The following is a 13,666-nucleotide window of genomic DNA, read 5'->3' as shown; positions in this document are numbered from 1 at the left end:
CTTCTGCTACTGTTTCGATTGTCAGCGCAGACGAGCGGATGCACCCCTGGGTCACTGCAGCGGTCTCACCTGACTCCCGCAGCAGCACCGACCAGGAGGAACACCATGCGAAGCTCGCTCACGAAGCGATTCACCCTTGCCGCGGGGGGCGCGGCGGCAACCCTCGCTCTCATGACCGCCTGCACGCCGGGCTCCAGCTCGCCCGAGCCGGCCGCCCCGGCCGCGACCTCGGGCGGGAGCTCGTCGAGCTCCAGCGGCTCCGGCGCCGATGACGGCACCATCACCATCGGCTTCTCCGGCCCCGCGGCCGATCACGGCTGGCTCGGCGCCATCAACACCGCGGCCATCGCCGAGGCCGAGAAGTACCCCGAGGTCGACCTCATCGTCGCCGAGGGCACGAACGACGCCAACCTGCAGATCAGCCAGGTCGAGACCTTCATCAACGACGGCGTCGACGCCATCGTGCTGCTGCCGACCGACGGTGCGGCGCTCACCGACGTGGCCACCCGCGCCATGGAGGCGGGCATCCCGGTGATCAACGTCGACCGCGAGTTCTCGAGCACCTTCGCGGCCCGCACCACGGTGCTCGGCGACAACTACGGCATGGGCGTGAGCGCCGGCACCTACATCTGCGAGCAGCTCGGCGACAACAAGGATGCGGTCATCGCCGAGATCGCCGGCATCGACAGCCTCCCGCTCACGCAGGATCGCAGCCAGGGCTTCGCCGACGCGCTCGACGACTGCGGTCTCGAGGTGACGAACCGCGTGGCCGCGGACTTCACCGTGCAGGGCGGCGAGGCGGCTGCGTCGCAGCTGCTCTCCGCGGCTCCGAAGATCGACGCCATCTGGAACCACGACGACGACCAGGGTGTCGGCGTGCTCGCCGCCATCGACGCGGCAGGGCGCGACGAGTTCTTCATGGTCGGCGGCGCCGGTTCGGCGAACGTGATGCGCAGCATCCAGGCCGACGACACCGTGCTGAAGGCCACGGTCATCTACCCCTCCACCCAGGCCGCCGACGGCATCGCGCTCGCCCGCCTGCTGGTGAAGGGCGAGGGCCTCGGCGACCTGGTCGAGTCGTCGGTGCCGCGCGTGGTGCAGCTCGATGCGCCCGTCGTGACCAAGGAGAACGTCGACATCTACCTGCCGACCGCCTTCGAGTCCTGAGCCGTTCCGGGTGGGCGGGTGCGCCCGCCCACCCGGAACGCCCCTCTCGTCCCGTCGACAGAAAGAACAGACCCGTGTCACACTCCGCTCCACTCCGCGTCGCCATGATCGGCAACGGCTTCATGGGCGCCGCCCACTCGCAGGGCTGGCGCACCGCCCCCCGCTTCTTCGACCTTCCGCTGGCGCCGGAGATGACGCTCCTCGTCGGCCGTGACGCCGGCCGCGCTGCCGACGCCGCCGAGCGCTGGGGGTGGAGCGAGTCGAACGACGACTGGCGCGCCGCGGTGCAGCGCGACGACATCGACCTGGTCGACATCGTCACCCCGGGGGAGTCGCACGCCGAGATCGCGATCGCCGCCCTCGAGGCAGGAAAGCACGTGCTCTGCGAGAAGCCGCTCGCCAACACGACGGCCGAGGCCGAGGCCATGGCGCGCGCCGCCGACGTCGCGGCGATGACGGGGGTGCGGGCCATGGTGGGCTTCACCTACCGCCGCGTTCCCGCGATCGCCCTCGCCCGCGAGATGGTGGCGGCCGGGCGGCTCGGGGTCATCCGCCAGCTGTCGGTGTCGTACCTGCAGGACTGGCTGGTCGACCCGCTCTCGCCGTTCACCTGGCGGCTCGACAAGCAGCTCGCCGGGTCGGGCGCGCTCGGCGACATCGGCGCCCACGCCATCGACCTCGCCCAGTTCGTGACCGGCCGGTCGATCACCTCGGTGAGCGGCACTCTCGAGACGCTGGTCGCCGAGCGGCCGCTGTCGGGCGACGGGCGAGGCCTGTCGTCGTCGGGCACCGGCGGCGACGCGGGCACGGCGACGGTGACCGTCGACGACCGGGCCGTCTTCTCGGCGCGCTTCGACGACGGGGTGCTCGGCGCCTTCGAGGCCACCCGCATGAGCACCGGGCGCAAGAACGCCCTCCGCTTCGAGATCTCGGGGTCGGAGGGCGCCCTCGCCTTCGACCTCGAAGACCTCAACGCGCTGCACTACTACGACGCGACGCTCGACCCGGCCGTGCAGGGATTCTCGAAGATCATCGTGACCGAGCCCGAGCATCCGTACATCGACGCCTGGTGGCCGGCCGGCCACGGGCTCGGCTACGAGCACGGCTTCTCGCACCAGGTGCGCGATCTCGTGACCGCGCTAGCCTCTGGCGTGAACCCGAGCCCCGACTTCGGCGACGGGCTGCAGGTGCAGCGCGTGCTCGACGCGGTGGAACGAAGCTCCGGCGAGCGGAGCGCCTGGACCGAGATCGACGAGAAGGAGATGGCACTGTGACACGACCGGTGACCCTGTTCACGGGACAATGGGCCGACCTGCCGTTCGAGGAGGTCGCGCGACTGGCCTCGGAGTGGGGCTACGACGGCCTCGAGATCGCCTGCTGGGGCGACCACCTCGACCCGTGGCGCTGGGACGAGCCCGGGTACGTCGACGGCAAGAAGGAGCTGCTGGAGCGCTACGGCCTGAAGGTCTACGCGATCTCGAACCACCTCAAGGGGCAGGCGGTCTGCGACGACCCGATCGACGAGCGCCACCGCGGCATCCTCTCCGACCGGGTGTGGGGCGACGGGTCGCCCGAGGGCGTGCGCCAGCGCGCGGCCGAGGAGATGAAGCACACCGCGCGACTGGCGGCGGCGCTCGGGGTGAAGACCGTGGTGGGATTCACCGGGTCGAGTATCTGGAAGTACGTGGCGATGTTCCCGCCGGTGTCGCAGGAACTGGTGGATGCCGGTTACCAGGACTTCGCCGACCGCTGGAACCCCATCCTCGACGTGTTCGACGAGGTGGGCGTGCGGTTCGCGCACGAGGTGCACCCGTCGGAGATCGCCTACGACTACTGGACGACGGTGCGCACCCTCGAGGCGATCGGCCACCGCGAGGCCTTCGGACTCAACTGGGACCCGTCGCACTTCGTCTGGCAGGAGCTCGACCCCGTGTCGTTCCTGCTCGAGTTCAGCGACCGCATCTACCACGTCGACTGCAAGGACGTGAAGCTCAACGTGGGCAACGGGCGCAACGGGCGGCTGGGCTCCCACCTGGCGTGGGCCGACCTGCGGCGCGGCTGGGACTTCGTCTCGACCGGGCACGGCGACGTGCCGTGGGAGAAGAGCTTCCGGGCGCTCAACGCCATCGGCTACGACGGGCCCATCTCGGTGGAGTGGGAGGATGCGGGGATGGACCGGCTCCGGGGCGCTCCCGAAGCCCTGGCCTTCGTGCGCTCGATGGCCTTCGACGCACCGTCGGCGGCCTTCGACGCCGCGTTCAGCGCTCGCTGAGCGAGCCCACCATCGCCTCGACCCGCTCGGCGGAGAGGGCGTACTGGATGGCGAGCACCGCGGCGCCCGCGATCGCCGCGTCGGCGCCGATGCGCGAGCGGGTGATCTCGAGGTGCTGCGTGGCGAACGGCATGGCCCGCGTGTAGATGGCCTCGCGCACGCCGGCGATGAGGAACTCGCCCGCCGCCGAGAGGCTGCCGCCGATGACGATCGTCGACGGGTTCATCAGGCTCACGCAGGTGGTGAGCACCTCGCCGAGGTCGCGCCCGGCCTGGCGCACCGCCTGGATGGCCTCGATGTCGCCCCGCCGCACCAGCTCCACCACGTCGGCGCTGGAGCGCACGCTGCGGTCGTCGCTGCTGAGCGCGCGGGCGACCGCGGAACCCGAGGCCACCGCCTCGAGGCAGCCCCGGTTGCCGCAGCGGCAGAAGATCTCGGCGCCGCGCGAGACGTAGACGTGGCCGAGGTCGCCCGCCGTGCCCTGGGCGCCGCGCTGCAGGCTGCCGCCCGAGATGACCCCGGCGCCCACGCCCGTCGCCACCTTCACGAACATGAGGTCGTCGACCTCGGGCCAGGCGAGCTCGCGCTCGCCGAGGGCCATGATGTTCACGTCGTTGTCGACCAGCACCGGCACCCCGAAGTGCTCGCCGAGCGACCCGGCGACGTCGTACCTGTCCCACCCGGGCATGATCGGCGGGTTGATGGGGCGACCCGTCGAGTGCTCGACCGGGCCGGGGAGGCCCACGCCCACCGCCAGAAGATGACCGGCGGTGGAGGAGTTCGACTCGACGAGGGCCGAGCCGATCGCCCTGACCCGGTCGAGCACGACGGTCGGGCCGCTCGCGATGTCGAGCTCCTCGAGCTCCTCGGCGATGACCGCGCCGCCGAGGTCGGTGGTCGCCACCCGCACGTGCGAGGCTCCCACGTCGACGGCGAGCACGCTGTGGCCGGTGGAGTTGAGGGCGAACTGGGTCGACGGGCGCCCGCCCGTCGAGATCGCATCGTTGACGGGGCGCAGGAGGCCCAGCTTCATCAGCGCGTCGACGCGGAGCGCGACGGTCGAGCGGGCGAGCCCGGTGAGGGCGGAGAGCTCCGAGCGGGTGCGCGCCTGCCCGTCGCGCATGATCTGGAACAGATCGCTCGTGTTCGCCGGACTTCCGGCCTCACGCGGCGCACTTACGTCGTTCATTGCGCCATCTTATAGCGGCGATCGACCTTATCGTGACGGAGGCGGCGACTATGACGGAGTCGGCGTGGGCCGGGCCGTGGGCGTGCCGTCGACCGAGTCGAGGGTGCCGAACAGCTGGCCGTTCGTGCTCTGCGTCTGCATGAGGGCGGCGTAGGCCTCGGCATACGTCGAGGGCTCTGTCTCGCCCGGCACGCCGTACTTGGCGATGAGGAGGCCGAGCAGTCCCTTGGCGGGGTTGCTGATGGGCTTCACCCGCTCGGCGTCGGAACTGTCGTCGAAGCTCACCTCGGGGTTCGGTGGGGTGTACTGCGGCAGGGTCTGCGGCCAGTCGCTCACCGGGCGGGGCTTGTCGAGCGTGAGCGCGTCGAACATGTCGCGCGACTCCTTGTCGCGACGGGTGAGCGGCTTCAGCCCGTGCCGCTTGCTCAGCGTGGCGATGACCGACCCGTGGTCGTGCTGCTCGTTCACGATCGTGTTCTTCGCCGTGTAGGCCGAGATGGCGATGGCCGGCACGCGGCAGCCGAGCCGGTCGAAGGTGAAGCCCATCTCGCCCGCGTCTCCGGTGCGGGGCGGCGTGGCCGCGGGCGGCGGCACGTGGTCGAAGGTGCCGCCGTGCTCATCGAAGGTCACGAAGAGCATGGTGTTCATCGCGTTCGAGCCCGAGGGGCTGGCGCTCCGCCTGATGGCGGAGTAGACCGCGTGCAGCAGCGCATCCGCCGCCCGCGCATCCGACACCGCGCCGTCGATGACGACGCCGGCGCCCGACTCGTCGTCGCTCTCGCGCAGCACCCCGTGCGGCGGATGCATGTCGTTGTGGTTGTAGATCATGCGCGGCTCGATGAAGGCGTAGTCGGGCAGGTCGCCGTTCTCGACGTCGTCGTAGAACTGCTCCATCACGCGGAAGTTGGTCTTCCAGTACGGCTGCAGCGCCGGGGCGTGCAGCACCCCCGTCATCGACACCAGCTGGGCGGCGTCGTAGTAGACCCGCCAGGTGAGACCCGCCTCCTCGAGGCGGTTGAAGACGGTCGTCGACTCCTCCGGCGGCACGTCGAGCCACTTGCGGTACCCGCCGTCGCCCTTGTTCGTGACGAAGCCGTGCGAGGTGGAGGCGTGGAAGAACAGGCGGTTGCAGAAGGTCTGCGAGGGCACGGCGCTGAACCAGTGGTCGAACACGGCGAAGTTCTTCGCCAGGGTGCTGAACACGGGCAGCATCTCGGGCGTGAAGCCGCCCATCGCCACCTCGTACTCCTTGCGCGTCGGCTCCTTGCGGTCTTTCGTGATGTGCCGGTAGTTGATGATGTAGTCCTCGACGAAGCCCTTCATGGTGGGCTGCGCGTTCGGGCCGGGGGCGTTGTAGGGATACTGCAGGCCGTTCACGTGCAGGTCGCGGTTCTCCTCCGGGTCGACCTTCTGGAACAGCTGGGTGTTGACGTGCGGGTACTCCTCGCCCGGATCGGGGTCGGGGCTCGACATGATCTCGTCGGTGGAGCCGGTGTAGGCGTGGGCCTTGATCACCTCGTCGGTGCCGGGAACGGGGTTCGAGTGGTCGCCCTGGTGCAGGCCCTCGAAGCGCTGTCCGGCCTTCAGCTCCTCGTCTTTGTAGAGCCACCCGAGCACGTTGTCGAAGGAGCGGTTCTCGTACATCAGCACGACGAGGTGGTCGAACCCTGCCTTCGTCTCCTTCTCCTCGGCGGCGAAGTCGAGCGACGACTCCTGGGCGTAGACGCCCGCGCCGATCGCGGCACCGGCCACGCCGCCGGCGGCGGCACCCGCGGCACCCATCGCCGCGGCCTTGAGGAAGGCACGGCGCGAGGCCACGGCGCCGTCGGCGTCGGGTGCCGCGGGCGTGGGCTTTCTTCCGATCCGTGCCATGTTCCGACGTTACTACCCGCCGGTGGGCGGCCGGGCTTCGAAGGAGCTGGGGGCCGGGCGGCGCCGGAAGGCGTCGGCGTTCGCGAGCGCGATGCCGCCGACGACGATCAGGCCGCCGACGACCTGCGCCACGCTGAACGGATGCCCGAGCAGGAGGGTGAGCACGGCGGTGAAGACGGTGATCAGGTTGAGGAAGACGCCCGCGCGGGCGGGCGGGATGACCTCGAGCGCCCGGTTCCAGAGCAGGTACGACAGCACCGAGGGGAACACGACGATGAAGGCGAGGGCTCCCCACACGGGCGCGCTCTGCGGCAGCGCGGGGCCGCCCGTGAGGAGCGAGACGGGAGCCAGCACGAGGGCGGCGATCACCGCCTGCACGGCGGTCGAGGCGATCGGCGGCAGGGTGGGCGCCTTGCGCCCGAGCACGGTGTAGGCGGTCCAGGTGAGGATGGCGCAGATCATCAGCACGTCGCCCAGGCCGAAGCCGCCGTAGAGGAGTGCGGCGAACGACCCACGGCTGATGACGATCAGCACTCCGGCGAGCGCGAGGAGGATGCCCACGACGGCCCTGCCCGAGAGCCGCTGCCGCAGCAGCACGACGGCGGCGAGGCTGATCAGCGCCGGGTTGAAGGCGTTGATGAGCGAGGCGCTGAAGGGGTCGGTGAACTGCAGCGCGGAATACAGCAGCAGGGTGTAGCCGAGCAGGCCCGTCGCCCCGAGCGCGAGGAGCCACGGCCAGGCCCTCAGCACCTCGCGCCAGCGCGGCCGCTCGACCAGCTGCGCGAGGGCCAGCAGCGGCACCGCGGCGAACGCCCAGCGCAGCAGCACGAGGCTCACCGGGTCGAGCTCGGCCACCGCGGCGGCCCCCACCACGTAGTTGCCGGCCCAGAACAGGGTCGCCGCCACGAGCGATCCGATGGCCACCACGAGGGTGCGCCTGTTGCCTGCGCCCATTCGGCCCAGCCTACGGGAGACCGCGAGTGGTACCTGGGTGCCGTTTCTCTCGTACCGAAGGACAGCTTCGCGCTCCCGGCCCACGGAGCGTCACGGCCATCCCCTAGGGTGGCTGCGTGTGCTCGACGGCTGTCGTCGGGCGGTCTGGAGTGTGTCTGTGGGTATCGCGCGTCGCTGGGTCTTCCCGATCCTCAGGATCGTCCTGATCGCCGCCATCGCCGTCGCGCTCGGCAAGCTGGCCTTCTTCCCCGACCAGGCGACCGAGGCGAACCCGGCCGTACCCACCGGAGAGATCGTCGAGCCGCGCACCGTCGTGGCGCTCGGGTCGATCACGAATGACGTCGTCGTGCAGGCGACCGTCTCCGCCGACCCCGCGGTGCCGCTCAAGTCGACGGCGGCCGGCACGGTCGACGAGATCTTCGTGGCCCAGGGCGCCCAGGTGGCCGCAGGCGACACGGTGTTCGACGTGAAGGTGCCGATCGAGCGCGATCCCTCCGAGAGCGTCGACGCCGAGGGCAAGCCGCTGCCAGCGATCTTCCGCTACGTCGAAGTGACGGCCGCAGCATCCGGAACGCTCAGCTCCCTCGGTGTCATCGAGGGGCAGGACGTGACGATCGGCATGGTGGCCGGGCAGATCGCTCCGCCCAGCTTCTCGGTGTCGGGGAGCCTGCAGCCCGCGCAGCAGTACCGGCTGCTCGACCGGCCCACCGAGGCGAGCATCGCCATCACGGGAGGGCCCGCGCCGTTCACCTGCGGCGACCTGCGCATCACCACCCCGCTGGCCGGAGCCGGCGAGGGCGCCGACGGCGGGGGTGCGGGGGCGGGTGCCGGCGGGTCTGGCGGGTCTGGCGGAGGCGGCTCAGGCGGCTCGGGCGGGAGCTCGACCACGGTGAGCTGCGCCATCCCCGGCGACGTCACCGTCTTCCCCGGCCTCGCCGCCGAGATGACCATCGCGGGCGGCAAGGCCGAGAACGTGCTCGTCGTGCCCACCACCGCCGTGCGCGGCGCCGCCCAGACTGGCACCGTGTGGGTGACGACCGCCGACGGCGCCACGGAGGAGCGCTCCGTGGGGCTGGGGCTGAGCGACGGCACCCAGGTCGAGGTCACCGGAGGGTTGAGCGAGGGCGAGGAGATCCTCGAGTTCGCGCCGGGGGCCATGGCCGTGCCGGGCGGCGGCGAGATGGGCGACTGCACCGCGATGCCCGACGGCAGCATGATGTGCGGCTCGGTCTCGTGAGCCTGCTGCGACTCGACGAGGTGACCAGAACGGTGCTGCCGCCCGACCAGCCGGCGCTCACCATCCTCAACGGGGTCACCCTCACCGTCGAACCCGGAGACCGCATCTCGATCGTCGGCCGCTCCGGCTCGGGAAAGTCGACGCTGCTCAACCTCATGGGCCTCCTCGACCTGCCGACGAGCGGCACGCTCGAGTTCGACGGCAAGCCCGTGAAGTCGTACTCCGGCGCCGCACGCGACCGGGTGCGGGGAGCCCGCATCGGCTTCGTCTTCCAGCAGTTCAACCTGCTCGCCGGGCGCACCGCGCTCGAGAACGTGGCGATGCCGCTGCACTACGCCGAGGGCCGGCAGTTCTGGCGCCGCAAGGCGCTCGCCGCCGAGATGCTCGAGCAGGTGGGACTCGGGCACCGCCTCGAGAGCATGCCCGACCGCCTGTCGGGCGGTGAGCAGCAGCGGGTGGCGATCGCCAGGTCACTGGTGCGCGGGCCGAGCCTCATCCTCGCCGACGAGCCCACCGGTGCGCTCGACCTCGACACCGGGCAGAGCGTCATGGAGCTCATCGACGAGGTGGCGACGAGCACGGGGGCTGCGCTCGTGGTGATCACGCACGATCCGGCGATCGCGGAGCGGTCGCGCGACCACTACCTGCTCGAGCGCGGGGTGCTGACGCGGGCGGGGGAGGCGGATGCTCGTGCCGTGACTGCGGGGGCGGCGGATTCTCGTGCTGTGACTGCGGGGGCGGCTGCGGTGGCGACGGATGCTCGTGCCCTGGAGGCGCATCCGTCGGCCATCGCAGGGGGTGCGGAATGAAGCGCGCGCTGACGAGCCTCGTGGGAGCGGTGCTCGAGGCGTGGCAGGAACTCAGGGTGCATCGCACCCGGGTGCTGCTCTCGCTCATCGGCGTCGCCGTCGCGGTGTGCTCGCTCACCACCGTGGTGGCGCTCGGCGCCATCGTGCAGCAGGCCAACGAAGAGCTGAGCGAGCGCTCGAGCGGGCGGCCTGCGACCCTCTACGTGTACGCCTACACGAACGACGGCAGTCAGATCGACGCCGAGACCATGGACGCGACCTGGGCCGAGACCGTCTCACGCTACAAGGTCGACTACGCCAGCCGGGTCATGCAGTCGAGCCAGCTGGTGCCGTTCGTCACCGGCGGTGTACAGGTGGGAGCGCAGGCCGTCGACCAGCCCTACGGTGAGATGCACCGGGTGCGCATCACCGAGGGCTCGTGGTTCACCGCCGCCGACACCGAGCGGCTCGCCCCCGCGCTCGTGGTGAACGAGATCTTCTGGGACAGGCTGGGCCGGCCCGACCTCGGCACCCATCCGACCGTGATGCTCGGCGGAGACAAGGGCACGAAGGCCGTCGTCGTCGGGGTGTACCCGGTGGCGACGTGGGAGACCGAGCCGTCGATGTACATGCTCGCCGACCAGCTGCAGGCCATCCAGGCTGCCGACCCGGCCGGAGGGGGCGCGTCATCCGACCCGTTCGGCGGTGGTGGTCAGACGCAGTACGAGATGTGGGTGCCGCCCGAGATCTCCGACCAGCTCACCTCCCTGGTCAAGCGCGACTTCACGGCGGCCCTCGGCGAGGGTGTGCAGGTCGACGTGAACCGGCAGGACTACGCGCAATACGGCGACGACCCGTTCCTCGTCACCAAGCTCATCGTCGGCGGCATCGCCGTGCTGGTGCTGCTGCTCGGTGCGCTGGGCCTCGTGAACATCGCGCTCGTGACGGTGAAGCAGCGGGTGCGCGAGATCGGCATCAGGCGGAGCTTCGGCGCCACCGCCGGGCGGGTGTTCTTCGCGGTCATGATGGAGAGCGTCGTGGCCACCGTGGCGGCGGGCGCCGCGGGGGTGGTGGCGGCGGTGCTCATCGTGCAGTCGCCCATGATGCACGACTTCGTCGGGCAGGGCATGGTCACCGACTTCCCGCCGTTCCCGGTCGATGCCGCCGTGCTGGGTCTCATCGCCGCCACCGCGGTCGGCGCCCTCGCCGGGCTCCTCCCCGCCCTCGTCGCCGTGCGCGTCAAGGTCATCGACGCCATCCGCTACTGAGCGGCGGCCCGGGTGCCCGCGCCGCGCGCCGCGGTCGTGCCTCGCGGTCGTGTCTCGCGGCCCGCACGCCGCAGCCCGCGGTCAGGGTCGCGCTCCGCGGCCCGCGGTCGTACCGCGATCTGCGTACACGGCCCGCGCCGCGCCCAGCGTCCTGCCTCCCGCGGTCGCGTCTCGCGTTCGCGGCCCGCGGTCGGGGTCCCTCTTCACAGCCGCAGATCGCGGTCGGGGTCGTGACCCGAGGCCCACGTGCCCGCGGTCGAGCGTCGCGGTTATGGACGCGCCCTACGGTCGCAGTTGCGGCTAGCAAGTCGCGCCTCGCGGTCGCGACCTGCGGTCGTGGAGTCGCAGACGCGGTGACCACGACCCGTCCGCGGCACCCACACCGCCGCCACGCGCGGGGATGGGAGCCGCGGTCGCGAGGACTCCTCCACCTCGCATCCGGAGCTCCGGCGTCGAGCGCCTCGATCCGCGGCAGGGGGTGGAGGAATCGCCCCGCGCTCACTGCGCTGACGCGAACTGTTCCGCACGTCGAGGTCGCGGGTGGTGGGGTGCTCAGCGCCTGGGGAGGAGCCGCTTGCGCATCTCGAGTTCGCGTGTGGTGCGGTCGAGGGGGTAGGGGCGGGTGGAGCCGGTCTCGACGAAGCCGCGGGCACGGTAGGCCGCGATGGCGCGCGCGTTGTGTTCGTGCACCTCGAGGCTGAGGGTCTCGCCGCGGTCGGCGGCCCAGTTCTCGATCTCGGTGAGGAGCGCATCCGTCACGCCCGCCGCCCGCCCGCGGTGAGACGGCGCGACGTACACGCCGTACAGGAAGGCAGCCGGCGACCGGAGGGGCACCTTCGACAGCATCGTGCCGACCCAGCGGCCGTCGTCGGTGATGGCGGCCACCGTGATCGACGACGCCGACGAGCCCTCGCGCGCCCACGCCCGCCACTCGGCCTCGGAGCGGCGCTCCGCGTGCTCGAGGGTCTCGAGGTAGGCGAGCGGGGTGTCGGCGAGCATCTCGAGCCGGAGTGCGCGCACCTCGGCCCAGTCGGCCTCGGTGGTGCGCCTCACGACGAACCCCTGCTGCGACGACATGCCTCCGACTCTAGTTCGGGCGCCCCCTCTGCGCGTCGTGCACCTCGGGGTGGGGCCTGCGGTCTCGGCGGGGTGGGGGCGGTGGGGCGGGTCAGTTGGGGCGGGTGCTTTGGGCGGCGAGGACTTCGGCGTAGCGGCCGTCGGCCTCGGCGAAGCGTTGGCGCTTGACCCGTTCGACGAGGATCTGCTCCGCTTCGGGCTCCGTTTCGAGCAGTCGCATGGTCTCGTCGAGGTAGTCGTTGAGAGGCATGGCGTGGGGGTTGTCTTTGAGGTTCATGAGGGTGGTCTGCGTGGCGGGGGGCGCGAGCTCGATGACCTGCACGGAGGTGTCGGCGAGTTGCACCCGCATCGAGTCGGTGAAGGAGTGGATCGCCGCCTTCGTGGCGCTGTAGGTGGGGGTGGCGGGCAGCGGTACGAAGGCGAGGCCCGACGACACGGTGAGCACAGCGGCGGACGGCTGCTCGAGCAGGTGGGGGAGGAACGCCGCGACGAGCCTGATCGGGCCGAGCAGGTTCGTCTCGACGGTGCGCTCGGCGACCTCGAGGAAGGCGGGGTCGCGCAGGTTCTCGGGCAGCATGATGCCGGCCATCGCCACGAGCACGTCGAGCTCGGGGTGGGCGGCGGTGACGGCGCGGAAGGCCTCGGCGATCGAGTCGGGGTCGGTGGTGTCGATGACCTGCGCCTCGAGCCCGGGGTTCTGCTCGACGATCTCAGCGAGCAGCTCGGCGCGGCGGCCGCCCACGATGACGGTGTTGCCCGCGGCCTGCAGTCGCTGGGCGAGGCCCAGGCCGATGCCCGAGGTCGCCCCGGGGATGAAGATCGTGTGTCCTTGGATGTTCACGGCTCTCGCTTTCTGGTCGGTACCGGGTGGCGGTGTGCACCCGCCCTTCGAGTACAACCCACATCGTGGGGCGCAACCAGGACAGGGTTATCCGTGGAGTCACGATCAGTGGATAACCTGCGCGCAAAGGGCGAGAGTGGAGAAGTGGACACCGCCGCATTCGGAGACTTCGTACGCACCCGTCGAGCAGCACTTCAGCCGGAAGACGTGGGCCTGCGCCGCGGGCCAAGACGCCGCACCAGCGGGCTCCGGCGCGAGGAGGTCGCCGAGCTCTCGGGCATGTCGGCCGACTATCTCGCCCGCCTCGAACGCGGCTCCGGTCTGCAGCCCAGCGAGCAGATGGTGGCGGCCCTCGCCCGCGGCCTCCGGCTCACCCTGGCCGAGCGCGACCACCTCTTCCTGCTCGCCGGCCACCGGCCTCCCGGGCGGGCGCAGTCGAGTGAGCATGTGAGTCCAGGGCTCATGCGCATCCTCGACCGCCTCGCCGACACGCCCGCCGAGATTCTCGGCTCGCTCGGCGAGACGCTGGTGCAGACCGACTCCGCCGTCGCCCTGCTCGGCAGGCAGACCCACCACACCGGGCCGGCCAGGAGCGGCTTCTACCGGTGGTTCACCGATCCCGCCTCGAGGGCGATCTACCCGGCCGACGACCATGAGCACCACAGCCGGGTGCGCGCCGCGCAGCTGCGTGCCGCGGCGGCTCAAGCCGGGCCGGGGTCGGAGGTCGCGGCCCTGGTCGACCGGCTGCTCGACGAGAGCGAGGAGTTCCGGACGGTGTGGGAGCTCGGCGGCGTGGGCCTGCGGTACACCGACGAGAAGCGCTTCGTGCATCCCGAAGTGGGCGAGCTCTCGCTGCACTGCCAGGTGGTGCTCGACCCCGATCAGTGGCAGTCGCTGCTCGTGTTCACCGCCACCCCGGGCACCCCGAGCGCAGAGAAGCTCGCCCTGCTCACCGTGCTCGGCGCCCAACGCCTGAGCGGGTCGCACCAGCCGGCCTGATC

General features: G+C 71.1%; 12 protein-coding genes. 7 read left to right on the top strand and 5 right to left on the bottom strand.

Translation table 11 applies throughout. The annotated features are described in order from the left end of the window. Positions 1-105 precede the first annotated feature (105 nt). The 3 genes from HL652_RS15405 (at position 106) to HL652_RS15395 (ending at position 3,439) form a co-directional block, all read left to right on the top strand. On the top strand, positions 106-1,167 hold the full coding sequence (locus HL652_RS15405; protein ID WP_171706122.1) for a substrate-binding domain-containing protein: 1,062 nt from the start codon (positions 106-108) through the stop codon (positions 1,165-1,167). Between the two features lie 104 nt (positions 1,168-1,271). Beyond that, positions 1,272-2,441: a Gfo/Idh/MocA family protein gene (locus HL652_RS15400; protein WP_171707389.1), complete on the top strand. Its 1,170-nt coding sequence runs from the start codon at positions 1,272-1,274 to the stop codon at positions 2,439-2,441. Then, on the top strand, positions 2,438-3,439 hold the full coding sequence (locus tag HL652_RS15395) for a sugar phosphate isomerase/epimerase family protein (RefSeq protein ID WP_171706121.1): 1,002 nt from the start codon (positions 2,438-2,440) through the stop codon (positions 3,437-3,439). Before HL652_RS15400 ends, HL652_RS15395 begins: the two co-directional genes overlap by 4 nt. Here the strand turns inward: HL652_RS15395 and HL652_RS15390 are convergent. From HL652_RS15390 to HL652_RS15380, 3 genes are read right to left on the bottom strand one after another with little or no spacing between them, the layout of a single operon-like run. Further along, a complete protein-coding gene (locus tag HL652_RS15390) occupies positions 3,426-4,628 on the bottom strand; it encodes an ROK family transcriptional regulator (protein WP_171706120.1) in 1,203 nt (400 codons plus the stop codon). The two genes, HL652_RS15395 and HL652_RS15390, sit on opposite strands and share 14 nt — an antisense overlap. 48 nt (positions 4,629-4,676) lie before the next feature. Further along, complete coding sequence (locus HL652_RS15385) at positions 4,677-6,500, bottom strand: alkaline phosphatase family protein (RefSeq protein WP_171706119.1); 1,824 nt, start codon at positions 6,498-6,500, stop codon at positions 4,677-4,679. A 12-nt stretch (positions 6,501-6,512) separates the two neighbouring features. Next, the gene (locus HL652_RS15380; RefSeq protein ID WP_171706118.1) at positions 6,513-7,454 is read right to left on the bottom strand and encodes a DMT family transporter; all 942 of its coding nucleotides are present in this window, start codon (positions 7,452-7,454) and stop codon (positions 6,513-6,515) included. Between the two features lie 157 nt (positions 7,455-7,611). On the opposite strand from HL652_RS15380, the gene HL652_RS15375 reads away from it, so the two are divergent. Genes HL652_RS15375 through HL652_RS15365 form a run of 3 tightly spaced genes read left to right on the top strand, consistent with a single transcriptional unit; the run spans position 7,612 to position 10,747 of the window. Beyond that, entirely contained in the window at positions 7,612-8,691 is a 1,080-nt protein-coding gene (locus HL652_RS15375; RefSeq protein ID WP_171706117.1) for an efflux RND transporter periplasmic adaptor subunit, read from the top strand. After that, on the top strand, positions 8,688-9,500 hold the full coding sequence (locus tag HL652_RS15370) for an ABC transporter ATP-binding protein (RefSeq protein WP_171706116.1): 813 nt from the start codon (positions 8,688-8,690) through the stop codon (positions 9,498-9,500). The genes HL652_RS15375 and HL652_RS15370 overlap by 4 nt, the downstream gene beginning before the upstream one ends. Then, positions 9,497-10,747, top strand: a complete 1,251-nt coding sequence (locus HL652_RS15365; RefSeq protein ID WP_171706115.1) for an ABC transporter permease — start codon at positions 9,497-9,499, stop codon at positions 10,745-10,747. The genes HL652_RS15370 and HL652_RS15365 overlap by 4 nt, the downstream gene beginning before the upstream one ends. A gap of 552 nt (positions 10,748-11,299) precedes the next feature. Here the strand turns inward: HL652_RS15365 and HL652_RS15360 are convergent. Together HL652_RS15360 and HL652_RS15355 are read right to left on the bottom strand one after the other, a co-directional pair. After that, entirely contained in the window at positions 11,300-11,824 is a 525-nt protein-coding gene (locus HL652_RS15360) for a GNAT family N-acetyltransferase (protein WP_171706114.1), read from the bottom strand. Between the two features lie 91 nt (positions 11,825-11,915). After that, the gene (locus HL652_RS15355) at positions 11,916-12,665 is read right to left on the bottom strand and encodes an SDR family oxidoreductase (RefSeq protein WP_171706113.1); all 750 of its coding nucleotides are present in this window, start codon (positions 12,663-12,665) and stop codon (positions 11,916-11,918) included. Between the two features lie 144 nt (positions 12,666-12,809). Here HL652_RS15355 and HL652_RS15350 point away from each other — a divergent pair, with 144 nt between their 5' ends. Continuing rightward, positions 12,810-13,664 carry a helix-turn-helix transcriptional regulator gene (locus tag HL652_RS15350; RefSeq protein WP_171706112.1) on the top strand — a complete coding sequence of 285 codons (855 nt, stop codon included), beginning with the start codon at positions 12,810-12,812 and terminating at the stop codon, positions 13,662-13,664. The last annotated feature ends 2 nt before the right edge of the window (positions 13,665-13,666 follow it).

The sequence above is a fragment of the Herbiconiux sp. SALV-R1 genome (genome assembly GCF_013113715.1).
GTDB lineage: Bacteria > Actinomycetota > Actinomycetes > Actinomycetales > Microbacteriaceae > Herbiconiux.
The sequence above is the reverse complement of the archived record's forward strand: the minus strand, read 5'-3'. Positions and strand labels throughout refer to the sequence as shown.

Coding starts and splice junctions, on each gene's coding strand:
- HL652_RS15400 (WP_171707389.1), top strand. CDS start 1,272: ATGATCGGCAACGGCTTCATGGGCGCCGCCCACTCGCAGGGCTGGCGC.
- HL652_RS15390 (WP_171706120.1), bottom strand. CDS start 4,628: ATGAACGACGTAAGTGCGCCGCGTGAGGCCGGAAGTCCGGCGAACACG.
- HL652_RS15405 (WP_171706122.1), top strand. CDS start 106: ATGCGAAGCTCGCTCACGAAGCGATTCACCCTTGCCGCGGGGGGCGCG.
- HL652_RS15380 (WP_171706118.1), bottom strand. CDS start 7,454: ATGGGCGCAGGCAACAGGCGCACCCTCGTGGTGGCCATCGGATCGCTC.
- HL652_RS15385 (WP_171706119.1), bottom strand. CDS start 6,500: ATGGCACGGATCGGAAGAAAGCCCACGCCCGCGGCACCCGACGCCGAC.
- HL652_RS15360 (WP_171706114.1), bottom strand. CDS start 11,824: ATGTCGTCGCAGCAGGGGTTCGTCGTGAGGCGCACCACCGAGGCCGAC.
- HL652_RS15365 (WP_171706115.1), top strand. CDS start 9,497: ATGAAGCGCGCGCTGACGAGCCTCGTGGGAGCGGTGCTCGAGGCGTGG.